The organism is Granulicatella sp. 20925_1_28 (assembly GCF_041433575.1).
Classification (GTDB): domain Bacteria; phylum Bacillota; class Bacilli; order Lactobacillales; family Aerococcaceae; genus Granulicatella.
Genome location: NZ_JAPWBS010000002.1, coordinates 87,633 through 111,745 on the forward strand (window position 1 = coordinate 87,633; position 24,113 = coordinate 111,745).

At 39.4% G+C, this 24,113-nt stretch carries 25 protein-coding genes; 4 read left to right on the forward strand and 21 right to left on the reverse strand.

Annotation, left to right across the window (positions count from 1 at the left end):
* Positions 1-10: 10 nt before the first annotated feature.
* On the reverse strand, positions 11-1,270 hold the full coding sequence (locus O3793_RS01945; protein WP_371445224.1) for a UDP-N-acetylglucosamine 1-carboxyvinyltransferase: 1,260 nt from the start codon (positions 1,268-1,270) through the stop codon (positions 11-13).
* A 169-nt stretch (positions 1,271-1,439) separates the two neighbouring features.
* Between O3793_RS01945 and O3793_RS01950 the strand changes: the two genes are divergently transcribed.
* Positions 1,440-2,432 carry a biotin--[acetyl-CoA-carboxylase] ligase gene (locus tag O3793_RS01950; RefSeq protein ID WP_371445225.1) on the forward strand — a complete coding sequence of 331 codons (993 nt, stop codon included), beginning with the start codon at positions 1,440-1,442 and terminating at the stop codon, positions 2,430-2,432.
* A gap of 19 nt (positions 2,433-2,451) precedes the next feature.
* The gene (locus tag O3793_RS01955) at positions 2,452-2,979 is read left to right on the forward strand and encodes an ECF transporter S component (RefSeq protein ID WP_371445227.1); all 528 of its coding nucleotides are present in this window, start codon (positions 2,452-2,454) and stop codon (positions 2,977-2,979) included.
* A gap of 55 nt (positions 2,980-3,034) precedes the next feature.
* Here O3793_RS01955 and O3793_RS01960 read toward each other — a convergent pair whose 3' ends face one another.
* From O3793_RS01960 to O3793_RS02035, 16 genes are all read right to left on the reverse strand, one after another.
* Complete coding sequence (locus O3793_RS01960; RefSeq protein ID WP_371445228.1) at positions 3,035-3,880, reverse strand: PTS system mannose/fructose/sorbose family transporter subunit IID; 846 nt, start codon at positions 3,878-3,880, stop codon at positions 3,035-3,037.
* Positions 3,870-4,676, reverse strand: coding sequence for a PTS mannose/fructose/sorbose/N-acetylgalactosamine transporter subunit IIC (locus tag O3793_RS01965; protein ID WP_371445229.1), 807 nt, complete (start codon positions 4,674-4,676; stop codon positions 3,870-3,872). The genes O3793_RS01960 and O3793_RS01965 overlap by 11 nt, the downstream gene beginning before the upstream one ends.
* A 28-nt stretch (positions 4,677-4,704) precedes the next feature.
* A complete protein-coding gene (gene agaV, locus O3793_RS01970) occupies positions 4,705-5,181 on the reverse strand; it encodes a PTS N-acetylgalactosamine transporter subunit IIB (RefSeq protein WP_371445230.1) in 477 nt (158 codons plus the stop codon).
* Between the two features lie 289 nt (positions 5,182-5,470).
* Positions 5,471-5,956 (reverse strand): hypothetical protein, encoded by a 486-nt coding sequence (locus O3793_RS01975; RefSeq protein ID WP_371445232.1) that lies wholly within the window; start codon positions 5,954-5,956, stop codon positions 5,471-5,473.
* Between the two features lie 11 nt (positions 5,957-5,967).
* The gene (gene yajC, locus O3793_RS01980) at positions 5,968-6,243 is read right to left on the reverse strand and encodes a preprotein translocase subunit YajC (RefSeq protein WP_371445234.1); all 276 of its coding nucleotides are present in this window, start codon (positions 6,241-6,243) and stop codon (positions 5,968-5,970) included.
* Positions 6,243-6,689 (reverse strand): PTS sugar transporter subunit IIA, encoded by a 447-nt coding sequence (locus tag O3793_RS01985; protein ID WP_053091399.1) that lies wholly within the window; start codon positions 6,687-6,689, stop codon positions 6,243-6,245. Before O3793_RS01985 ends, yajC begins: the two co-directional genes overlap by 1 nt.
* A gap of 179 nt (positions 6,690-6,868) precedes the next feature.
* The gene (locus O3793_RS01990; RefSeq protein ID WP_371445235.1) at positions 6,869-8,020 is read right to left on the reverse strand and encodes an iron-containing alcohol dehydrogenase; all 1,152 of its coding nucleotides are present in this window, start codon (positions 8,018-8,020) and stop codon (positions 6,869-6,871) included.
* A gap of 29 nt (positions 8,021-8,049) precedes the next feature.
* On the reverse strand, positions 8,050-8,472 hold the full coding sequence (locus tag O3793_RS01995) for an RbsD/FucU family protein (protein WP_005606893.1): 423 nt from the start codon (positions 8,470-8,472) through the stop codon (positions 8,050-8,052).
* Positions 8,472-9,956 carry a rhamnulokinase family protein gene (locus O3793_RS02000; protein WP_371445237.1) on the reverse strand — a complete coding sequence of 495 codons (1,485 nt, stop codon included), beginning with the start codon at positions 9,954-9,956 and terminating at the stop codon, positions 8,472-8,474. Before O3793_RS02000 ends, O3793_RS01995 begins: the two co-directional genes overlap by 1 nt.
* Before the next feature lie 30 nt (positions 9,957-9,986).
* The gene (locus tag O3793_RS02005) at positions 9,987-11,075 is read right to left on the reverse strand and encodes an ABC transporter substrate-binding protein (protein WP_048712405.1); all 1,089 of its coding nucleotides are present in this window, start codon (positions 11,073-11,075) and stop codon (positions 9,987-9,989) included.
* A gap of 76 nt (positions 11,076-11,151) precedes the next feature.
* Positions 11,152-12,135: an ABC transporter permease gene (locus tag O3793_RS02010; RefSeq protein WP_005606897.1), complete on the reverse strand. Its 984-nt coding sequence runs from the start codon at positions 12,133-12,135 to the stop codon at positions 11,152-11,154.
* Positions 12,136-12,153: 18 nt separating this feature from the next.
* Complete coding sequence (locus O3793_RS02015) at positions 12,154-13,650, reverse strand: sugar ABC transporter ATP-binding protein (protein ID WP_048712404.1); 1,497 nt, start codon at positions 13,648-13,650, stop codon at positions 12,154-12,156.
* Positions 13,643-14,014, reverse strand: coding sequence for a PTS lactose/cellobiose transporter subunit IIA (locus O3793_RS02020; RefSeq protein WP_371445239.1), 372 nt, complete (start codon positions 14,012-14,014; stop codon positions 13,643-13,645). Before O3793_RS02020 ends, O3793_RS02015 begins: the two co-directional genes overlap by 8 nt.
* Before the next feature lie 4 nt (positions 14,015-14,018).
* The gene (locus O3793_RS02025) at positions 14,019-14,315 is read right to left on the reverse strand and encodes a PTS sugar transporter subunit IIB (RefSeq protein WP_048712401.1); all 297 of its coding nucleotides are present in this window, start codon (positions 14,313-14,315) and stop codon (positions 14,019-14,021) included.
* Between the two features lie 18 nt (positions 14,316-14,333).
* The gene (locus tag O3793_RS02030; RefSeq protein ID WP_371445241.1) at positions 14,334-16,100 is read right to left on the reverse strand and encodes an L-fucose isomerase; all 1,767 of its coding nucleotides are present in this window, start codon (positions 16,098-16,100) and stop codon (positions 14,334-14,336) included.
* Between the two features lie 19 nt (positions 16,101-16,119).
* Positions 16,120-16,842, reverse strand: coding sequence for a class II aldolase/adducin family protein (locus tag O3793_RS02035; RefSeq protein WP_371445243.1), 723 nt, complete (start codon positions 16,840-16,842; stop codon positions 16,120-16,122).
* Between the two features lie 140 nt (positions 16,843-16,982).
* On the opposite strand from O3793_RS02035, the gene O3793_RS02040 reads away from it, so the two are divergent.
* Complete coding sequence (locus O3793_RS02040) at positions 16,983-17,735, forward strand: DeoR/GlpR family DNA-binding transcription regulator (protein ID WP_371445245.1); 753 nt, start codon at positions 16,983-16,985, stop codon at positions 17,733-17,735.
* Positions 17,736-17,890: 155 nt separating this feature from the next.
* On the opposite strand, the gene pepF is transcribed toward O3793_RS02040, so the two are convergent.
* Positions 17,891-19,699: an oligoendopeptidase F gene (gene pepF, locus O3793_RS02045; protein WP_371445246.1), complete on the reverse strand. Its 1,809-nt coding sequence runs from the start codon at positions 19,697-19,699 to the stop codon at positions 17,891-17,893.
* A 92-nt stretch (positions 19,700-19,791) separates the two neighbouring features.
* Between pepF and O3793_RS02050 the strand changes: the two genes are divergently transcribed.
* Entirely contained in the window at positions 19,792-20,589 is a 798-nt protein-coding gene (locus O3793_RS02050) for an N-formylglutamate amidohydrolase (protein WP_371445248.1), read from the forward strand.
* A 181-nt stretch (positions 20,590-20,770) separates the two neighbouring features.
* Here O3793_RS02050 and O3793_RS02055 read toward each other — a convergent pair whose 3' ends face one another.
* The 3 genes from O3793_RS02055 to O3793_RS02065 all read right to left on the reverse strand — a co-directional run bounded on the left by O3793_RS02055 (position 20,771) and on the right by O3793_RS02065 (position 24,094).
* Entirely contained in the window at positions 20,771-22,318 is a 1,548-nt protein-coding gene (locus O3793_RS02055; RefSeq protein ID WP_371445250.1) for a ClC family H(+)/Cl(-) exchange transporter, read from the reverse strand.
* A gap of 96 nt (positions 22,319-22,414) precedes the next feature.
* Positions 22,415-23,197 carry an ABC transporter ATP-binding protein gene (locus tag O3793_RS02060; protein ID WP_371445252.1) on the reverse strand — a complete coding sequence of 261 codons (783 nt, stop codon included), beginning with the start codon at positions 23,195-23,197 and terminating at the stop codon, positions 22,415-22,417.
* Entirely contained in the window at positions 23,198-24,094 is an 897-nt protein-coding gene (locus O3793_RS02065) for an ABC transporter permease (RefSeq protein ID WP_005606919.1), read from the reverse strand.
* Positions 24,095-24,113: the final 19 nt, after the last annotated feature.

A 24,113-nucleotide genomic window follows, 5' to 3' on the forward strand; every position in this document is an offset into this window, starting at 1 on the left:
GTGTCCCTTCTTACTCTTCAATCATCGTAATATCGGCACCTAATGCTTGTAGTTTATCAACGATGTTTGAATAACCACGTAGGATATGTCCGATATTTGAAATCTTCGTTGTTCCTTCAGCCATTAATCCAGCTACCACCAGTCCAGCTCCTGCACGTAGATCGCTAGCTGCAACTTCCGCACCAACTAATGGTGTTGGCCCTTCAAATGTAATGATGTCTTCAATCACTTTTCCACGAGCGCCCATACGATTTAATTCTGGTACGTGACCGACTCGTTTTGGATAAATGGTATCCACAATCATCGCAGTCCCTGTTGCTTTACTAAAGAGCGGTGTGATGGTTTGTTGCAAGTCTGTCGCAAAACCTGGATAAGGCATTGTCTTGATGTTCACGGCTTTTAATTCGTCTGTTGTGAAAACATAAATATCGTCTTCGCCAACTTCCATCTTCACGCCCATTTCGTTCATTTTCGCAATAAGACTTTCTAAGTGTTCGAAAATCACATTTTTCACACGGATGCCTTCACCAACTGCTGCCGCAATTGATAAATACGTTCCTGCTTCAATACGGTCTGGAATAATGGTATGTGTACATCCATGTAAGCTTTCCACACCTTCCACACGAATGATGCTTGTTCCGGCACCTTTAATATTGGCACCCATTTTATTTAGTAAGTTTACAACGTCGATAATTTCTGGTTCACGCGCCGCATTTTCGATAATGGTCTTCCCTTTTGCACGAACAGATGCTAGCAATACGTTAATCGTCGCACCTACAGACACAACGTCCATATAAATTTTCGTACCAACAAGGCCTTCTTCGCCAGTAGATAAGTAGATAGCACCATCATGGTCTCTCACATCAGCACCAAGCGCTTTGAATCCTTTTAAATGTTGGTCAATTGGACGAGGGCCTAAGAAGCAGCCTCCTGGAAGTCCAACAACCCCTTCCCCAAATTTAGCAAGAGTTGCTCCCATAAAATAATATGAAGCACGCATGCTTTGGATTTTCCCTTTTGGCATTGGGATTGATTTCATTTCTCTTGGGTCGATGGTTAATGTTCCATCCACAAATTCTGTTTTCACATTAAAATCATTCAAAATTTCAATTAAGGCATCTACGTCCTGAATCTCAGGGACACCCTCTAACACGACTGGTTCATTCGCGATAATAGCAGCCGGAATTAAAGCTACTGTACTGTTTTTAGCTCCACTAATGGTTACTTCGCCTTTAAGTGGTTTACCGCCGTTAATGACTAATTTTTTCATACTCAAATTCCTTTCACTAAATGTTCTCAATTATTATACCATGTTCACACTAGAATCCGCTATCTTTTAATCATTTATATCTATTGTTAACCTTTAGAGTATTTACAGTTGACAATCGTTCCGAATCTGTTACACTTAAAAACATGAATACTGATGAAAGGAGGACATTATGAGCACTAAACAGGACGTTTTACGTCTATTATATAGTACCGTGGACAAACCTCTTTCAGGACAAGATATCGCAGAACAACTGAATCTTTCTCGTACTGCTGTGTGGAAAGCCATCCAGCAATTAAAAAAAGATGGTTATGAGATTACCTCAAGCACAAAAGTTGGGTATCAATTATCCAGACAGACGGATTTGTTAACCATTGAAGGCATTCGCACTCATTTGGGAGAGGAGCTTCAAGACTGGGATATTCAAGTTTTTGAGACAACTACTTCAACCAATGATTTGGCTAAAACATACGGCGCATCAAGCTCGAGAGTCCCTACCTTCTTTATTGCAGAAGAACAAACAGCAGGTCGTGGACGACTAGGAAGAACATTCCTCTCTCCACCAAAATCTGGACTTTATATGAGTATCTGTATTTTCCCAGAAGGTGACTTGGATAGTATTTCGCTGATCACTTGTGCTACTGCAGTTGCGGCAACACGAGCGGTGGAATCCTTTATCCATGAAAAAATTGGGATTAAATGGGTGAACGACCTCTACTATCACGATAAAAAAATCGCCGGTATCTTAACAGAAGCCGTGACGAATATTGAAGCTCAAAAAGTCGATGCACTGATTGTCGGAATGGGAATTAACTTGCATATCGATGACGCTATTATTCCAGAGGATTTAAAATCCATTATCGGTTCCCTCTTTTCTCCGCAAGAAATTCCAGACGGTTTCAGCCGCAATGAATTCGTCGCACGTTTCCTAAAAGAATGGAATCACTGCTACGAAGACATCAATGCCGGTAAACGAGACTTCATGGAAGAATACAAAGACCATTCCATCATTGTCGGCAAGAAAATCAATGTGATTAGCGGCATGAAAACCTATCCCGCTATTGCCAAGAGCGTAGACAACAACGGTCATCTCATCGTTCAAACAGACGATGGAACCATTCATTCATTATCATATGGCGAAGTAAGTATTCGCCCAGAAAACTAAAAGATTAGGAGTTATACACATGAAAAAATTAAACATTAAAACACTTGTACTTGCAGCACTTTTAGGAGCCCTCTGCTATGTATCTAGCTACTTAAAAATCCCGATTGGTCCAGTACCTTTTTCAGCACAAACAGCCACAGTTATTTTGGCATCATTACTCTTGCCGCCAGTTGGCGCTTTTGCTGCTCAATTCATCCACTTCCTTTTACTTTTCCTATTAGGTGGCGGTACAGCACTATTCGTATCACCTTCATTTGGATTTGTCATTGGATTTATGGCTGCGGCTCCTGTGATTTCATTTATCGGAAACCGTATCAACAATATCTTCGGTTGGGTGATTGCCGCTCTTGTGGGTGAAGTGATCTTCTACCTCATCGGAATTCCATATATGACTTTCGTACTCTTAAGCGTTAAGATGCAAGAACTCAGCCTTCAACAAATTCTTGGCTTCGGTTTATATCCATTTATTCTTCCTGACTTAGGAAAATTAGTTGTTGCCGTATTCCTTGCAGATCGTATCAAAGCCATTACTAAAAAACAGTTTTAAAAAGCATAAAAAATAAGCCAGGCATAATGCCTAGCTTATTTTTATTGTTCAAGGATTAACCCCAGAATGTAACTCCTAGTACATGTCCTAAGAATGCAAGACCGATTCCAGCAACTAATAGAAGAACGATACAACGTAATGGCGTCCATTTTTTACGCGCTAATAAGTAGTAAAGTCCTAAAGTAATTCCTAATGGAATTAATTTTGGTAATACACCATCTAAGATTGCTTGGATAACAATTGGTTTTTCACCGTTTGCGATTTGAATTCCTAATTTAGTTCCACCGTAAAGGCTAGTTAAAGCCCCAACAACGAATACTCCAAGGATTGAAGCAGCACGAGTGAATTCTTTGGCATTTGCAGTAAAGATACCGATTGCGTCAGTTCCTAAGTTATAAGACCAGTGCATTAACCAGTAACGAATTACAAATTGGAAGATATTAAATACCGCTAAGAATAGTAATGGTCCAGCGATGCTTCCTTTTAATGCAAAGTCTGAAGAAATACCGGCTACGATTGGAACTAATGTGAACCAGAATAAAGCGTCACCGATACCACCCAATGGTCCCATTGCAGCAACACGTACCGCACGGATTGTTGGGATATCTGCTTTGTTTTGTTCAAGAGATAATACAATCCCCATTACGAATGTTACTAAGAATGGGTGAGTATTAAAGAACTCTAAGTTATGTGACATTGATGCAGCTAAGTCATCTTTGTCTGTATGGATTTTTTCTAACCCTGGTAAAATACCGTATAACCAGCCACCTGCTTGCATACGTTCATAGTTGAAAGAAGATTGTAAGAAAATTGAACGCCATGCCATTTTGTTTAACGTTGCTTTATCTAAGCGTGGAGCAGGCGTTTGGTTTTTATAAGAATCTGGAATATTATATGCCATCTTCTTCACCTCCATCGTTCACAATGCTAGCACCAGCTGTTTTGAATTTTGTTTGGATTTGGAAATCCCAGTATGCAATTGCAAAACCAACAAACGCTAATAATACTAATGCAGATCCTGCTAAGCTTTCACTTGCAGAAACAATGTTTGCTAAAGCAAAACCTAAGAAGTAGAAGCCCCATAGTTCTTTAGAAACCATTACTTTTAGTAAGATTGCAAACCCAACAAAGCGCATCATTCCACCGGCAGCACCTAAACCACCCATGAACCACTTAGGAATTGAGTCAGTTAAAGTATCCCCAATAGTTTGTCCACCGATAAAGAATAATACAACTACAAGACCAAAGATAGCTCCTAATGCAGCCATTGCTAAGTAGTTCAAGCGAGCAATCCCTTTTGGATTTGCATCGTGTGCATACTTATCAGCCACAGCCATCATTGGTGACATTAAAGCAAAGATTAAAGTAACGCCGTATTGACCTAAAAGCGCAAATGGAACAGCAGCACCTACTGCAGCAGCTGGTTCTAATTTAAGGCTGATAGCTAATACTGTCGCCATAATTCCGCCGATTACGGGATTAGGTGGTTGTGCCCCACCGACTGGCATGTTACCGATTGTCATTAATTGGTAAGTACCCCCAACAACTAACCCTGTTTGTACGTCGCCCAAAATAGCTCCGATCACTGGACCCATTACGATAGGTTGGTATAGTGATTCTAAAAAGCTGAATTGGTCAATCGCAGCAACAAAAGTTACAAGGAATACTAGTAAGATTTGAATAAAACTTGCTTGCATATTCATTGACCCCTTTTATATATAAAAATTATTGGAATAATTTCGAAACGTCTTCTTTTCCTTCAGTTGGTACTTTCTGAATTTCAAGTTCGACACCTAACTCCTGCAGTCTTCTGAATGCAGCAACATCTGCATCATCAACCGCAACAACACCTGCTACTTGGCGTTTTCCTTCCGCCATGTGCATGTTCCCAATGTTAACCTTCTTGATTGGCACTCCTCCCTCTACTAATTTCACTACGTCTTGAGGATTTTCACAGATAATGAAAATCAACTGACGGTCTGCTGCTTTACCGATGACATTAATCGTTTTTTCAATAGTGAAATAACGAGTTTGTGCACCAGTTGGAGCAGCCATATCCATTAACCCTTGACGCATCGGATCCGCAGCTACTTTGTCATTTGCAACAAGCAGTAGGTTGGCCCCTAAGTAAGAGGACCATTGAGTTGCAACTTGACCGTGAATCATACGATTGTCAATTCGTGTTAATAAAATATTTGGCATTACTAGCTCTCCTTTCATAAAAAGCTAAATTCATTATACATAATTCTGTGAAGTTTTGGAAGCGTTTTACAAAAACTTTTTTAATAAATTCTTCACTTTTGTGTTTTTATAACATTTTTGTGTTTCAAGTTTATAAAACATTATATATAAAAGACTTTCTAACCATTTTAATGTCAGATAACTCGTACTAATCTCTACAAATATGTTTAAAATTCTTCACAATTAACAAAGCCCTCCTCAGTTTTCTTCCATAAAAAAAGAAGCTTAGAATCTAAGCTTCCATTTCACTTTATTTTGATTTTCCGATAATAGAACTAGTTCCACTAATAGTCACAATGACACCAAACGCAATGATAATCATTCGATTGATCATTTCACCAGAAACAAAGAAACTTCCAGCGATAATCAGAACTCCTGCTAAACTAACAAATAATGTTTTAGCCAGTGATCCTTGTTGTTCATTTTGCTTCGCTCGGTTCAAGTCTCCTTCTCGAACTCCCTTTTGCACCACATACTTTGGCAAAATACTTTTCAGATAAGCAACTGTCGCAAGCGCGTAGAATAACGCTCCTACAAATACGCATAGCAACACATCTCCTGGAAAGAAACTATAAAAAATAGCTCCCAAAGCAAATGCAATAACAAAGCGATGTCTAAAGGCATTAAAAGTCACTAGGTCATCTGTCGGAATATGATAAACCGTCTTTAAGAATGGCAGATAGAAATAATCCTTACCGTCAGCTCCTGTATAAAACTCTCCAAAAATCGATTGCATACAGTCACCGCTTATAAGACTTCAGAAATCGCAAAACGAGATACCGTAATCACGACGCCTTTAGCAATCTCTACATCTACTTTCTCTTCATCAACTTTCTTTACAGTACCATATAATCCATTCGCGCAGATAACACGTTTCCCAACTTGCAGGGCTTCATGTAATTTTTCAAAATACTGTTGTTGACGTTTCATATTTTTTCTTGAGAAGAAATAATAAATCCCTAAAATTACAACGACGAATACGATGAACGTAAGGGAACTCACTAAAATAATATTGGCAGTCATTAAATCCCATCCTCGTCATCAAATTCATCAATGTCATTATGTTGAATCGTTGGTAAGCTTACTTGTTGAATCGCTTCTTTACCAGCTAATAAGCTTTGTGTTACCACGTCTTGCGCACTTGCAGCAAATTCACGTAACATTGCAATTTCAATCAGCATTGGTAAGTTTGTTCCCACAACAACTTCCACATTTTCAAAATCAACAGAAGCTAACATAGCAGCCTTGAATGGACTTCCTCCTAAAAGGTCCGCAAATACAACAATCCCTTCTGTTTCTTCTTGCAATTCAGCCATTGCATTTCTTAAATTATTTTCAAGAGCATCCATTGGATCACTTTCTAAAAATGGTACCACGCGATATGCTGCTTGTTTTCCGGCGATCATCTCTAGCGCTTGTCCCACTCCCACAGCAAATTGTCCATGCCCTGTAAGAATTAACCCTATCATTCCATTCCCTCCTAAATACTTAATACCTTAATACTAGACCAGGTTTTATCAAATATCAAGCACAAATTAATGCGTTTTCATAAATTTCCGTAAAAAATAAAACGTGGAGCATTGCCGTTTCACTGGGGGGTGACAATACTCCGCGTTTAAAAGCTATACGAATGTGTTTATTTTACCGATTAGAACAATTCTTTGTAGAAAGCAATTGTTTCTTCTAATGTTGGCATGAATGGGTTACCAGGTGCACAAGCATCGATTAACGCATTCTTAGATAGATATTCGAAGTCGAAGTCTTTTTCTTCAATTCCTAATTCAGTTAATTTCTTAGGAATACCTACTGTTTCAGAAAGAGTTTCGATTTCTTTAATTGCGTATGCTGCACATTCTTCATCAGATTTACCTTCAGTTTGTAAACCTAAAGCTTTTGCAACATCACGGAATGCAGCTGGAACACGTTTTGCATTTTCGCGTTCGATTACTGGTAATAACATAGCACAGCATACACCGTGTGGAAGTTTGTAAACAGCACCTAATTGGTGAGCCATTGAGTGAACATAACCAAGTCCAGCGTTGTTGAATGACATACCACCTAAGAAGATTGCGTTCACCATACCTTCACGAGCTTCGATGTCATGGCCATCTTTAACAGCACGTGGTAAGTATTCTTTGATTAATTCAATTGCACCAATTGATAATTTCTTAGTAACGCCGTAAGCACCTGGAGTTACTAAAGCTTCAACCGCGTGAGTTAAAGCATCCATACCTGTTGCTGCAGTTAATGCTGCTGGTTTAGATACCATTAATTCAGGGTCGTTTACAGAGATTAAAGCTAGGCTGTTTTTATCAACCATTACCATTTTAACTTTTCTTTCTTCGTCTGTAATTACGTAGTTGATTGTAATTTCAGCAGAAGTTCCTGCAGTTGTATTGATTGCTACAACTGGTAACCCTTTTTTAGCAGATTTGTGTAATCCTTCGTAGTCTTGTGGTTTACCACCGTTTGTTGCAATTACTGAAATACAGCTTGCACAGTCTTGAGGTGAACCTCCACCCAAGCTGATGATGAAGTCACAGTTGTTTTCTTTAACTGCAGCAACCCCATCGTTAACGTTTTTACAAGTTGGGTTTGGTTCTACATCAGAGTAAATAACGAAGTCCACACCTGCTTCTTTTAAAGGTTCTGTGACTTTGGGAAGAATATCACTTGATTCGATAAATTTATCCGTTACTAAAAGAGCTTTATGATATCCTAGTTCTTTTACGTAAGGCCCAATTTCTTTAACGACTCCTCTTCCGATTAAGTTAATAGCTGGTACATAAAATGTTGACATAATTTTTCTCTCCTAACTAGTAAGTAAGTTTATAAAACACCTTTTTTCAAGATGATGTTTCCGTACAAGGCACTTTCTCCCGTTTGAATCACAAGATAAGCGTCTTTAGCTTGTTCGTAAAACTCAAATCGTTCGAACTCCTTAATCGCTGCTCCTGGGTGACTTTCTTCTAAGAGACGTTTATATTCATCCCAAATCACTGGAACAGTTGGATCTCCCGGAACGACTTGCATTAATCCTGCTTGATATGAACTGTAAGTATCTAATGGTAATACTTGTAAAATTGCTTCTAAAGCCACTGGAACACCATGTCCGTCCATACGAATCACTCGTTGGCCGATACGATGAGCTGGGAAGTTTGCATCCGCAAGCACCAATTCATCTCCATGTCCCATTTCCATTAAATATTTCACAAGTTCTGGGCTTAAAATTTTAGGAATTTGTTTTAACATTACTGAATTCCTCTCTTCACTTTATTGAATTTCAAACGAATTTCTTCTAAATTTGAAATTGCGCGACTTTCATAACGCGTTACAGGTTCTGAAGCCTTGATAATCTCTTGTGCTTCTTTGCGACTTGAAATCTCTCCAAGAGTCAACAATTGTGACAAGATGTTTCCAAGTGCACTCGCTTCTATCGGCCCTGTAATGACTGTACGTCCTGTAAAGTCTGCCGTTAACTGGCAAAGCAATTTGTTTTGAATGCCTCCGCCGACCATTTGAACAGTTGTCATTTTGTGTTTTGTCAATTGTTCTAATTGAGTAATTGTTTCTAGATAAGTTAAAGCTAAACTTTCTAGAACGACACGAACGATTTGACCTTTCGTTTGCGGAACTTTTTGTCCACTCACTTTACACCATTCTTTAATTTTTGTTTCCATTTCTCCAGGAGAAGCGAAAACTGGGTCATTTGGATGAATCCAAGTTTGGTTGTCTGTTACTTCTTCAGCTAATGTGACCATTTCGCCAAAGCCAATTTCTTCCCCTTGCAAGCGCCAGTCACGTTGTAATTCTTGAATAATCCACATTCCTGTTGTGTTTTGTAAGAGACGATATTTACCATCAAAACATCCTTCATTTGTAAGTCCTGAGGCAAATGCTTCATCCGTTACAACAGGCTCGTCAGATTCTGTTCCGACAAGCGACCAAGTACCACATGAAATAAAGACAGTGCCTTTTTCATGTGCATATGGAATCGCAAGTACTGCAGCAGCTGTATCATGTCCAGCCCCTGCAATCACGTCAAATGGATCCACTTTCAACTGTTGAGTGATGCGTGGTGATAATTGTCTTAAAACTTCACCATTCTTCGTTGGCGTTGTGAACCATTTACGCGGAATGTCTAAACGTTCAAACACTTCTTCTGAGAAGTCTTGTGTGAAGATATCCAGTAACCCACTTGTACTTGCAATCGTGTATTCATTTGAGAGTACACCTGAAAGTAAGTAGTTGATTAAATCTGGGATAAACAACACGCGTTGAACGATATTTCTTAATTGTGGTTTTTCTTGCAAATCTGAATAGATTTGTAAGACCGTATTAATGGTTGCAGGCTGCACACCTGTTTTTTGGAATAATTCTTTCTTCGAGATAGCGTTATAAAATGACTCCTCGTATCGACCCATTCGATTATCTCTGTAACAATGTGGTTGATAGAGCAAATCTCCATTTTGATCTAGATAGGCATAGTCTACTCCCCATGTATCAACAGAGATGGAACGAATCGGAATCGAATCTTTGGAAGCCTTCTTGATTCCTTGCTTAATTTCTCCAAACAAGTGCAACAAATTCCAATACAAACCATCATTAAGATTCACCGGTTCGTTTTTGAACCGATGAACCTCTGATAATTGGAGGGAGTGCCCGTCATAAATCGCCTGCATAACACGTCCTGAACTTGCGCCTAAATCAATGGCTAATAATTTAATCAAGCTCATGTTTTCTCCTCCATTACTAATCCCTATTTTTTATTCGTATAGTAAAGCTTTGATTTCTTCGCTATCGATGTTCTTAGCGTCATACCATTTAGAACCAGTATCCACGTCTTTAACTGTTTCACCTTTAGCTGCAGCGATTGCTAATTTAACAGCTTGGTAACCAATTTGAACTGGGTCTTGAGTTACAGAACCAACGAAGATTCCTTTACGGATAGCATCTTGTTGTAATGCACCTGAGTCGAAACCAACAGCTAAGATTTTGTCTGCGCCAAGTTTAGATTCTTTGAAACCGCCGTTAGCGTTGATGATTGCTTTTGCAGCGAATTCGTTAGAACCATAGATTGCGATAGTGTCTTCTTTTTCAAGAACTGTAGAAGCTTCAGTTTTACCTGCAGCATCGTCTACTTGAGCTGGAACACGAACTTCAATAACAACTTTAGCATCAGCTTCAGCTACATCGTTTTTGAATTTGTCATGTCCAGTTACAGCAGTTTTAATGCCTTTTTTGTTTAACAATTCAACCATTTTATCAATGAAACCTTTTGTTCTTTGAGTGATTGAAAGTGAGTTAACTTCTTGAGAAACAACCCCGATACGAACTTTCTTGTCGCCGACTTTGCTTTCAAGTAATTTGAATAAGTGTTCAGCAGCGTTACCACCAGCAGCATGGTTGTCTGTTGATGCAGTAGCTTTGATAGCTCCTTCTGGTGCTCCTGGAACCCCTGAGTCAAATCCGATAATAGGAATGTTTTTAGATTGTGCTTGTTTAATCGCATCTAATTCTGCTTCAGTATCTAATGCAGCTAAAGCGATTGCTTTTGGATTTTTGTTGATCGCATTGTTTAATTGTTCCAATTGTTCTGCGATTGCTGTTTCATTTTGAGGTCCTACGAAAGTAATTTTAGCACCTAATTCTTGAGCTGCTTTTTCAGCCCCTTTGTTTACAGCTTTCCAGAAGTCATGTTGGAACCCTTTAGCGATTACTTCTACTTTGAAGTCTCCGCTTGCTTGAGCTTTATTATTTCCACCGTCAGCATTTGATTTATTTGAAGTACATCCTGCTAATAAAGCAGAAGCACAAGCTAGAGTTGCAATAGCATATTTGAACGATTTTTTCATGATTTATTCTCCTTTATATGTCCTTTTTGACCCTTTCTTTGAAGGTGTCTTCCCAACTCATTGTGTCAATATCAAACTATTTTTTCTTATTCATGCGGATTAAGATATCAGAGTAAACGGCAACGATTACAACGAAACCTGTGATGAATAATTGATAGTGTGGTTGTAAGTCGATGTATGGTAAACCAATCTTCAAGACAGACATGATGAATACCCCGATGATTGTACCAACAACTGAACCAACCCCACCGGCAAGTGAAGTACCACCGACAACTACTCCGGCGATGGCATCAAGTTCCATACCGTTCCCTGTACCAGGAAGGATAGTTGAATAAGTTGCAGCATATGCGATACCAGCTAAACCTGCTAGAAGTCCACTGATGACATAAGCCATACCTTCCCATTTGATAACGTTTACACCTGAAAGTCTAGTAGCTTCTTTATTTGAACCGATGGCAAAGATGTAACGACCAATTTTTGTTTTATTTAAAACAATGGCTGCAATAATCGCTACGACAATCAAGACGATCAACCCGGTTGGAAAATTATCTTGCGTTCTGAATAAGTCTTTGTACCAGCCTTCACCAGTTCCACGTAATGGGAACGTTACACTTTGTACGTTTGATACGATTGAGCTTAAACCACGTGAAATCATCATTGTACCAAGTGTTGCGATGAATGGTGGTAATCCAAATTTCGCAATTAAAATTCCGTTGAATAATCCAAATACACCCCCAATCACTAATATTGCCAACAATGCTAGCCATAATGGCCAACCCATTTTTGTATGGAGCACTCCACCAACGATGGCAGAACACATCATTACTGTACCGATTGATAAGTCAATACCGCCGGTGATAATAACGAATGTTACCCCAATTGCTAAGAAACCAATGTAATAAGATGCGTCTAAAATGCTGACCGCTGTATCAAACGAACGGAACGATTCACTTGAGACTGCAAAGAATGTGAAAATCACGATCAACGCGATTAATGCAATTAATTTTTGTAATCCAACTGATTGTACCAGTTTCGTCCATAGGGACTTTTTCTCTTCCATATCAATACCTCTCTTCGATTATCGATCCGTTGCTAAAGCGAGGATACGTTCTTGAGTTGCTTGACTGATATCAAGTTCCCCTGTTTTACGTCCTTCACACATGACAACAATACGATCGCTCATACGTAAAATTTCTGTAAGCTCTGAAGAAATCATAATGATTGATTTTCCTTGAGCTACTAGTTCATTCATTAATGAGTAGATTTCACTTTTCGCACCAACGTCAATTCCTCGAGTTGGTTCGTCAAAAATTAGAATATCGCTATTTTGTTCTAGCCATTTCGCAATAACAACTTTTTGTTGGTTACCACCTGATAAGTTCCGAACTAGTTGTTTCGATGATGGTGTTTTCGTTCTTAATTGTTTAACGAATTCATCACTGACTTTGATAATTTCACCGTCATCGATTAAACCACCCTTAATGTACTTATCAAGGTTTGTCATTACTGTGTTATTGGCAATGGTCATATCAACGATACATCCATAACGTTTACGGTCTTCTGAAAGATAACCAATACCTTCTTTAATAGCATCTTGAGGATTTTTAATATCAACCTCTTTACCATTAATTTTAATGGTTCCACTATCTTTCTTATCAGCCCCGAATAGTAAACGAGCTACTTCTGTTCGGCCCGCTCCCATTAATCCAGAGAAACCTAAGATTTCACCTTTATGAAGCACAAAGCTAACATCTTTTACGTGGCTTCCTGAGTTTAAGTGTTCCACTTCTAATACAACAGGTGCTCCTTCTGGCACTGCAGAAACCGCTTTCGGATCTTCGTAAATAGTACGACCAACCATCATTGCGATAATCTCGTCCTTTGTAGTTTCTTTTGTATTTACAGTTCCAACATATTCCCCGTCCCTCATAACCGTTACACGGTCCGTAATACGGGCAATTTCGTCCATACGGTGAGAAATATAGATAATTCCTACACCTTTAGCACGTAAGTCATCAATAATTGCGAATAATTCATTAATTTCTGATTCTGTTAACGCTGCTGTTGGTTCGTCGAAAACAATAATCTTAGCATCCATTGACAATGCTTTGGCAATTTCAACCATTTGTTGTTTACCAACTGTTAAGTTTCCCACTTTTTCTTGTGGATTAATATCCAGTTTCAACAATTTGAATAATTCTTTTGCCTTTTTATTTCCGGCATTATCGTTGATGAAGAGACCTTGATTAATTTCTTCACGACCGATGAAGATGTTTTGAGCCACTGTTAAGTGGTTCATCATATTCAACTCTTGGTGCACGATTACAATCCCATCGTCCATAGCCTCTTTTGGCTTAGAATATTCTACTTGTTTTCCGTTATAGTGAATCGTTCCTTCATTCGCGCCGTAAATACCTGTCAATACTTTCATCAAAGTGGATTTACCAGCCCCGTTTTCACCCATTAGCGCGTGTACTTCACCTGTTCTTAGGTCAAAGTCTACACCTTTTAAGGCTTTTACAGGTCCAAACGATTTCACAATTCCCTTCATTTCAAGAATAACTGGATTACTCATGCATTTCACCTACCTGTTCCAGTTTTGTAATACGCTCTTTTAGCGTTTCTATTTGTTCTTGTTGATTTACAATGATGTTTACAACTTCTAGCAGCAAGTGGCTGTTCATAAAATGATCTTGCGCATGAACGGAAAGAAGTGTTGGACTAGCACCCTCTCCTCTAATTTCTTGCTGAATCATTTCTGTTTGAACATTATGCGCTTCAACTCCTTTAACTCTCGCTTCATCAAGGAGGCCTCTTGCAGATGAAATATCACCTGCAAGAGCACTCTTAACGGATTGCATTGCTAAAGTTGTTACTTTGCTGCTTTTGACAATGAGTTGCATCAATCGTTGCGTATCTGCTTTTTTTGTTTCGCTCATTGGCTTAACCTAATAATTCAATCGCTTGTTTTAGAACTTCTTCTCCGCGCATGTTTTCAAAGTCATCGTCTGAAATCACAGCAACTGGAACATGAAGTGAAGATTTAGCTTTCTCTTCTAAATAAGCTAGTTGAGGTCCTAATAATAAGACATCAATATTTTTTAGAGTATCAATCCCAGTAATCCCTACTGAGTAGAATGAGTAATCTAATTTATCACGGTAAATTACTTCTTGAATGCGTTCAACGAGCATACTTGTTGTTAATCCACCGACACAGGCTAAAATAATTGTTTTTGTCATTTTAGTCTCTCCTTTCTCTTACTTATGGATAGGTCCTAATAGTTGGCATGCACGGTAGTCAGCTGATTCTAAATCTTCTGTTCCGAATAATGACCAGTTCTTAGGTCTGAAGATATCTTCTTCAGCAACGTTATGCATATTTACAGGGATGCGTAACATTGAAGCAAGAGTGATAAGGTCAGCACCGATATGTCCATAAGTGATAGCACCGTGGTTTGCACCCCAGTTATTCATTACATCGTATACTGACTTGAATGCGCCTTTACCTGTTAAGCGAGGAGCAAACCAAGTTGTTGGCCAACCTGGATCTGTACGGTTATCCAATGTATGGTGTACATCTTCAGGTAATTCAAGTGTGTATCCTTCAGCAATTTGTAATACTGGTCCAACGCCTTTCAATAAGTTCAAGCGAACCATTGTCACAGGCATATTTCCTTTAGATAAGAAGCGAGTTGAGTAACCGCCGCCACGGAAGTATTCACGGTTAGCTGCTGGGAAGTCAGTATTTGCAAGCATTGCATCTACTTCACTTTGTTCTAATTCCCAGAATGGTTTCATTACTGGTTCACCGTTTCTTGTAGCTTGACCAGTACCGTCTAATGTACAAGAACCAGAGTTAATTAAGTGTAAGAATCCATTTTCAGCATGACCTTCAAGTTTATGTCCTGTAACACGTTCAACAGCTTCTGGACTCCAGTAAGTACGAACATCCGCAAAGATTTGTGGAGTGTTTGTTAATAAGTAGTTGAATAGCATTGATACACCGTTTAACGCATCATTTTCAGTTGCGAAGATGTATGGTCTGCGAATTCCGTTCCAGTCAAATTGAGTATTTAGGAATGTTTCCATGAAGTCTCCGTTAGGGAAGTGGTCTGTCCATTGACGTTGACCTTGGAATCCACCAACAAGAGCGTAGTGACCAACTGCTTCTTCTTCGAAGCCAAGTTCAGCAAGTCTTGGGTTACCAATCATTAAGTCACGTCCAATTAAGAACATCTTAATCACGAATTCCCATTGTTTATCTTTTTCTTCACGGCTTAAAACAAGGTCTTCACGGTTGTGATCGAATCCTTCTTTAACGTTTTCTTTCACCCATTTAAGCGCACGTTCGAATTCTTCGTGATCGTAAATACCACGATCGATACGGCGAGTGAATTCAGTCATATCTACTGATTCATTACGCATTCCTAAGTATTCTTGGAAGAAGTTAGGATCTACGATAGAACCACCGATACCCATTGATACACTACCCATTGATAAGTAAGCTGTATCTCTCATTAAACCTGTAGCAAGAGCTGCTCTTGCATAACGTAAGATTTTTTCTTTAACGTCTTCAGGAATTTCTGTATCTGTTGCTTCTTTTACGTCTTTACCGTAAATTCCGAATGCTGGAATTCCTTTTTGAGCGTGAGAAGCAAGAACTGCTGCTAAGTAAACAGCCCCTGGTCTTTCAGTTCCGTTGAATCCCCAAATAGCATGTGGAATATCAGGAGACATATCCATTGTTTCACTACCATAGCACCAGCATGGTGTTACAGTGATTGTTGCACACACGTTTGATTTCTTGAACAATTCGTGAGACGCTGCTGCTTCTGGTACACGACCAATTGTTGATGGTGAAATTACACATTCAACTGGTTGGCCATCAGGATATTTCAATGTAGACTCGATTAAAGCAGCTACACTCTTCGCCATATTCATTGTTTGAACTTCTAACGATTCGCGAACTCCTTGGCGACGACCGTCAATAGTTGGGCGAATCCCAATACGTGGATGTTGAATCATTTTTATTCCTCCTATTTTTCTACACTTCACGAACAGTTCCGTCTGGATTGTATTTCTTGTATCCTGGGTGACGTCCTGTTACTTTGTAGTTTTCGCGCATCTTGAACATTTGCTCTAATTTTTCTCTTGAGATTTCTTTTTCTTCAATGCCTTTTGTTAGTAATAACATTCTTCCGTGGAATGTTGATTTAGCCACGAGTTCTAATGTTTCCATTCTGTAGTATGCTGTAATCACATCACTACCCACTGTTAATGCACCATGGTTTTCAAGTAACATCACGTCGTGTTCTTGTAAGTATGGTGTAATCGCATCTGGAACTTCCATTGTTGAAGGAACTCCGAATGGTGTAATTGGAATTGAACCGATAACAATCGCACTTTCAATTAGTGAATAAGTATCTAATGGAATATGTGCTAATGTGAATCCAGTTGCAATTGGTGGATGAGCGTGAACAACAGCTCTCACATCGTCGCGTTCTTCATAGCAGCGAATATGCATTTTAATTTCGCTTGAAGGACGGAAACCTTCGTTGGCTTCAATCACTTCTCCTTTCATATTTAATTTAACGAGTTTTTCAGGAGTGATAAAACTCTTACTGATACCTGTTGGTGTTGCGATGATGGTATCCTCATCAATGCGAACTGAAACATTTCCGTCATTAGCAGCAACCCATCCTAGTTGCCACATTTTATGACACACGTCACAAATTTGTTCGCGTACTACTTGTTCATCAAAAGTCATAGTATCATCCCTTTCTGATTTCTATCTTAGCAATTAAAGAAAGCGGATACAATATGTGGAAGCGCTATTGAACATCCTTCAGGATTTGTGCTATAATTTGTTCATAAATGTTCAAAATCGTTCAACTAGGGGGTTTTATTATGGTATGCTTCGAGCGAATGTCTCGTATTATGGACATTCTCGCGAAAAGGAAAATCATCTCTACCTTCCAATTGGAAGCGTTGATGTACTGCTCCACCTCTACACTGAGGCGTGACCTGATTAAACTGGAAAAAGAAGGAAAGATTATACGATCTCATGGCGAAGTTCGACTTGTTACTACAAACAATATTGAATACGCTTACGATAGCAGAAGCCATGAAGAAACTCAGGGAAAACAACAAATAGCGGAAACGGCCTCCACTTTCTTAACAGATAACCAATCGATTTTTATCGATAGTTCATCTACGTGTGCTGCGCTCGCACCTCACTTAGGAACTCTTCAAAATTTACGTGTCATTACAAACGGGATAGAAATCGCACGTAGATTGAACAATTATGAAAATATTACTCTATTCTTTTGCGGAGGACATATCGGTTATGGAACAAACTCGGCTTTGGGAGACTTTGCAACGAGTTTTATCAATAACTTCCATGCAGATATTTGTTTTATGAGTTGCAGAGGTCTCGACCGTTTTGCTGCTTATGAGGCCAATCATAGTCAGGCGCTCTTTAAGCAACAGATGATAGCCAATTCAGATGTGGCCGTCTTAATGGCAGACCACTCGAAATTCAATACGAGTCATTACTTTAAACTATCGAATTACAACGCGATTGATTATATCGTAACCAATCAAGCTCCTGTCGATTCATTCCAAGATACGGTGGGCGCTCAATGCGAAATTCTTTGGTAGATGATTAAGGTTAGGGGAAAATAAGTGAATTTTATTGAACATTTTGCAATCATTGCAACTACGTAATGATTCTAATACATATTTTCACCGCCTTTTGATTCATAGTCACAACACAAAAACGCGCTACGATTGTAGCGCGTTTTTGTTTATTATGATTATGCTTTTAATTCTGCTGTTAAGCTTTCTAATTGGTCTACTAAATGTCCAACGTAAGCAATCGCTTGTTTCAATGGTTCATCTGTTGAAACATCGCAACCCGCATGAATCGCTAAATCTTTGGCAGACATGCTTCCACCTTTAGATAATGTATCTAACCACACTTTTGCGTGTTCAGGATTTTCTTCGATTTGGTTGGCAATCGCAGTCCCAATTGTTAGACCTGCTGAATACGTATATGGATATAATCCCATGTAATAGTGAGGTTGACGCATCCATGTTAACTCTGCCCCTTCGTTTACAACAAGGCTATCGCCGAAGAATTCTTGCATCACTTCTTTTTTCACATTTGATAATACATCCGCGTTCAACATTTCGTTATTATCAATCATCTTGTAAATACGATCTTGGTATACAGCTTCCATATAGTGCGTTACCATGTTGTGGAAGTATGTACGGCTAATCATATTACTGATGACCCAACGTTTGAAACGAGCATCTGTACTTGTCTTTAATAAGTAGTTTGAAACGATGACTTCATTACATGTTGAAGGAGCTTCAACGAAGTATAATGAACATTCATTGTTTAAAATCGATTGATTTTTTCCTGTTGACATGAAGTGGTATGCATGCCCTAATTCGTGCGCTAACACGAATACTTCGTTCATTTTACCAGTCCATGATAATAAGATAAATCCAGCAACGTTAGGAACAGTCGCACAGAATCCACCCGTACTCTTACCAATGTTTTGTGGGAAGTCAGTCCAGCGTTTGTCATAACTTTCATCAATCATCGCTTTGTAGTCTTCTCCAAGAATGCCTAAAGCTTTCTTCAAGTACTCGCGAGATTCTTCAATCGTCATATCCACTTCGAATTCTGGGTCCAAGTTGATTTTTGCATCCATGAATTGCATATCAGAAATGCCGTGCTCTTTCGCTAATAATTTGATATAGCGTTGCATATGAGGAGCTAAATCTGTCATGAGCATACGAATTTGACGGTCGTATAATTCACGGTCTCCATCTTGTTCGTCTAATAAGTAGTCAATGACACTGTCGTATCCACGCATTGTTGCCATCATTTTTTCTTTCTTCAATTGAGAAATATATTCATTCGCAACTGTATTTTTATAGGCATTCAATGTTTTGTAGAAGCTCTTAGCCGCAGCGCGACGGACTTCTTTATCAGGATCCATTTCATGTAAGTTTTCGTATAATACGAAGCTGTTTTCAAGCGTCTTTCCGTTTGCTTCAAATGACTCGAATTGCATATCTTCGTGTTTTGTTACTTCATATAATTGATAGAAACTTGGTAAGCTGCTTAAGTTTGATAGCACTTGTTCTGCATCTTTAGAAAGCGTATGTTTCTTTTGACGAATCACTTTTTCAACAAAATATGCTAAGTCTGGTCTCTTCTCTGCTACGAATTGGTTTAAGAAGGCTTCGTCTAATGAAATCAATTCTGTCATCACAAAGCTCATGTTTTCAGCATACGATACGCTAACAGCTTCGAATGCTGTGGCATTTTCAACCACTTTCGGATTTAAACGGTCTACCGTCATTGGTAATTCCGCATAATGAGAAGCGCGATACACTGCTAATTCAATCGCTTCGTATCTGCGAATCGCTTCATCTAATACTTCTAAATCGCCTAATTTGTTTTCGTATTTTTCTTTGAAAGCTTTCATTTCTTTCTTTAAGTTGTCCAACTCTGCATAAAATGCTTCGTCGCTTGGATAAAGTAAAGTCATATCCCATGTAATAGAAGGATCTACTTCACTTCTTGGTACTAATTTAATTTCAGCCATAAAAGTCACTCCTTTTCGATAGTATCCATTATACACAATCTCCGGTTCGTTTGCTATACTAGGAATATTGAAAAACGAAAGAAGGTGCCTCGGTGCAAGTCATTCATAAACAAACGAATTCTCCTCTTGTGATTTCTATTCCTCATAGTGGGACTGACATTCCACAAGACATTGACTCGCTTTGTAATCTGGCAGCTAAGCGCGAGCATACGGACTGGGCTCTTCCAGAACTTGTGGCCCCGCTTTTGGAGACGATTCTAGTAGCCACTGTTTCTCGATATATTGTAGATGTGAATCGTTTTAAACCACGCACAGGAAAAGCGACACAGCCCATTATTCCAAGAATAGATGAAAAGGGAAGTCTGCTATTTAACAACTATCCGTCTAAGCAAAAACAAGTCGACTGGTTGGAGCGGTATTATGTGCCTTACTACCTTCACTTAGAAAAATTACTGAACGAAAAATTAGAACGACATGAAAGAGTACTGCTAGTCGATTTGCATAGTTATGATGATACGCTTTTTAGGACAAGCGACATTATTATCGGGACGCGTAGGAAACAAACCATTAGCGAAGAGCTTCTGGAGCAACTCCAAACTCTCTTCCACGAAGAAGGCTTATCCACTCGAGTAGACACTCCTTTTTCAGGTGGCAATATTATTGCGACCTTTGGAAAACATCCAAGCATTGAAGCGGTTCAAATTGAAGTACCGTACTCCCTTTATCTTGAAGAACACTCACTTCACTTCGAACATTCCACTACTCTACAAAAACAATTGCAACTGTTTGATTTGTTCTTCCAATTGCTTAATTCGTTCCTCTTGTTCATCGATTTGTTCTTGCATCTTAATAATCTGCTCTTGTCGACTTTCCGCAGGCTTTTTCGTTGATTGTGCGAAACTACGATAAATGAATACCGCCATAAATAGAATCAAACCTGTTAGGAAGATAAACACCCATGTTTGATTCCTTCTTACGTATCGATTAAGATTTTTCTTTAATTCATTTTTTTGTCCGCTCATCAATATCACCTCTTTGTTTTCTCAGTATACCATTTATTGTGAAAGAACTCTAGGGAGCTGTCACTAGATGCGTCATCTCTTCCGTCATCTTTCCAACTATTCCTTCATCACAGACTACAATTAGAATGTCGCCACTACGAATAACCGTATCCCCGCGAGCAATAATTTCCTTGGCGCCACGTCGCACGGTCGCAATGATAATTTCTTGCGGCCACTGAATATCGCGAATCGCTTTTTCAACTAGTGGACTATCCACCATTACGGGCACTTCGAAGGTTGTACGCTCTCCTTTTGTTTCCGTTGAATGTTCTTTATCTAAACGTTCTGCTAACACTTCATAGATTGGATCCATCTTCAAGAAGTCAGCCACGATATACGCCACTAATGTACAAATTCCAAGCGGCATTAATTGGTTCAATCCACCTACCATTTCCGTTACAAGTAGTAAGGCTGTTAGAGGGGCTTTCCCAATCGCTGCAAAGTATCCCGCCATCGCGAAGAACACAAAGCTGACACGTACGCTTGGATCCACACCTAAGAAATCAATTAAGAATTCTGCGTAGGCTAATCCAAGAAGCGCCCCAAGAGAAAGGATTGGTAAGAAGATTCCACCAGGAAGTCCTGTTCCGTATGAAATCATTGAGTAGACAAAACGAATCACAAATAAGCCAACTAAAAATTGAACAGTGTGATTTTCCTTAACGAGTGCTAATACTAACTCGCCACCACCACCTAACACATGCGGATTCCACATACCAAGTGGAATAATCAACATAAAGGCAATGATACAGTAATTATATGGTGCCACTTTTGGGAAGAGAGTCTTGTAAATCTTTGGCAAGGCTAATGTGATACGATGATACGCTAGTCCGAAAATCGCTAGGATGATGCCAAGCAAAACAACGTACCCATAATATTCCATCGGAAATCGTTGGTCATTTCCAAGATTTAACGATGGATGGATTCCAAATACATTTAATGAAATAAAATTTGAAATAATTGCCGCTGTTAAAGTTGTGACAGCAACAAGCGGACTAAATGTATGATGAACTTCTTCTAGTACGAACATAAGCCCTGCAATCGGTGCATTAAACGCCGCCGCTAGTCCGGCACCTGCACCACTAGAAATAAACACATTTTTCTGAACACGGTTTGCCTTAAAGGTCTCTGCTACCCCTTGACCTACCGAAGCACCCAACTGGATGGATGGGCCTTCTCGTCCAAGCAATAGTCCTGAACCAATGGAAATCGCTCCACCGACGAATTTCTTCCAGCAGACAGACAACCAATTCATATCCATCTTTCCTTGAAGTTGTAATTCTACTTGTGGAATCCCACTTCCTTTAATATCTGGATCGCTCTTGACGATTTGTCCTAAAATAACGCCCATTACAAGGCTAAACAGAATCCAGACCGGAATCCATTGCGGTTGTTCTCTTAAAAACGAATAGACATTTACTACTTGTTCTAAAATAAAACCAATCATATATCGAAATAAACTAACCGCACTTCCTGCCAGGACACCAATCAAAGCGCCGATAGCGATATAACCAGATTTACGGTATCTTCTTGGGTTTAAGTTGCTCAGAAACTCCACTTGCACTCATCCTTTACGATTTATTCTCTTCCATTATAACAAAGTCTGTCCATAAAAAAAGGAAGAAATGAAAATTCTTTCACTTCTTCCGTTATTTTATTCACCTTGTAAATCTGCTTCATCAAGAGCATTCATTAAGCGGAATAATTCTTCCTCTGTTAATGCCGCTTTTTCTTCTTTTGCAAAGTCGCGGACGATTTCGCCACGATGCATCACAATGAGGCGGTTTCCAAAATGAATCGCGTCTGATAAATTGTGTGTAATCATAAGCGCGGTTAAGTTCTTTTCTTCGATGGTTTCTTGTGTTTTCTTCATGATTTTGCGCTGTGTTTTCGGGTCAAGCGCCGCTGTATGTTCGTCTAATAGTAATAGTTGTGGAGCGTTCATCGTTGCCATGAGGAGTGAAATGGCTTGACGTTGACCTCCTGATAAGAGTCCGATTTCTGTGTGAAGACGGTCTTCTAAGCCAAGTCCTAGAGGGGCTAGCAAGGCTTCGAATTGTTGCAACTCTTCTTTTGACGACGTTTTAAATAGGCTTCGTTTTTGCCCACGGCGATTTGCCAAGGCTAAGTTTTCAGCCACTGTCATACGAGGTGCCGTTCCTTGCATTGGGTCTTGGAAGACACGACTGATGTAGGCCGCACGTTCAAAATCCGCCGTATGCTCGATTTGATGACCTCCGAATGAGATTGTTCCTTCGTCTAAAGAAAAATTACCCGCAATCGCGTTTAGGAAAGTCGATTTACCAGCACCATTCCCACCGACAATCGTAATGAAGTCCCCTTCTTGAATCGATAAGCTGACGTTTTTTAGCGCCTTATGTTCACGTGAAGTCCCAGGGAAAAATGTTTTGGATAAGTGTTGAATCTCAATACTCATTTAGTTTTCCCCCTTTCTATGACGTGTGCTTTTTTGCTGAATCCAGCTCTTTATTTGTGGCACTGTTAAACAGAATGCAATCAGTGCTGCTGAGATAAGTTTGAAGTCATTTGCTTGGAAGACATTGAGTAATAACACAAGCATTAATAGTAAACGATAAATAATTGATCCGTAAAGGATGCAGACAAGACGTCCAACGAATGATTCGTCGGCGAAAATCACTTCACCGATAATAATCGCAGCTAGAGCAATAACGATCGTTCCAAGACCTGAGTTTACGTCTGCGTATCCATTGTTTTGCGCTAAAATTGCCCCGGCTAGGGCGATGAGTGCGTTTGAGAGCATCAAGCCAAATACCGTCATTTTACGCGTGTTAATTCCAAGCGCGCGTGCCATCTTTTCATTGTCCCCTGTCGCAATCAGTGCTTGTCCAAATTCTGTTTTGAAGAAGCAATACATCAAGAAGATTAAAATCCCAATCACGACAAGCCCCATAATGATAATGTCAAAATACTTTGGTAAGCCTAGTTTTGAAAAGACACTAAAAATCGTATCTTGTCCAAGAAGTGTAATATTCGCTTTCCCCATCACACGTAAGTTGATGGATAAAAGAGACGTCATTGTTAAAATCCCTGCTAATAAACTTGGAATTTTACAAACAGTCATAAGAAACGCTGTCACTCCACCAGCAAGCGCACCGGCAATCATCGCCACAAGCGTTGCTAAGAATGGGTTCACCCCTTGTTGAATCAAAATGACACAAGTCGCAGCCCCAAGAGGAAAGCTCCCTTCAGTCGTCATATCTGCAATATTTAAAATTCGAAAACTAATGAATAACCCGAGAGATAATACGCCCCATAATATCCCTTGAGAAATCGAAGAAATTACTAAATCCATTTCGAAAAAAATCCTCCTC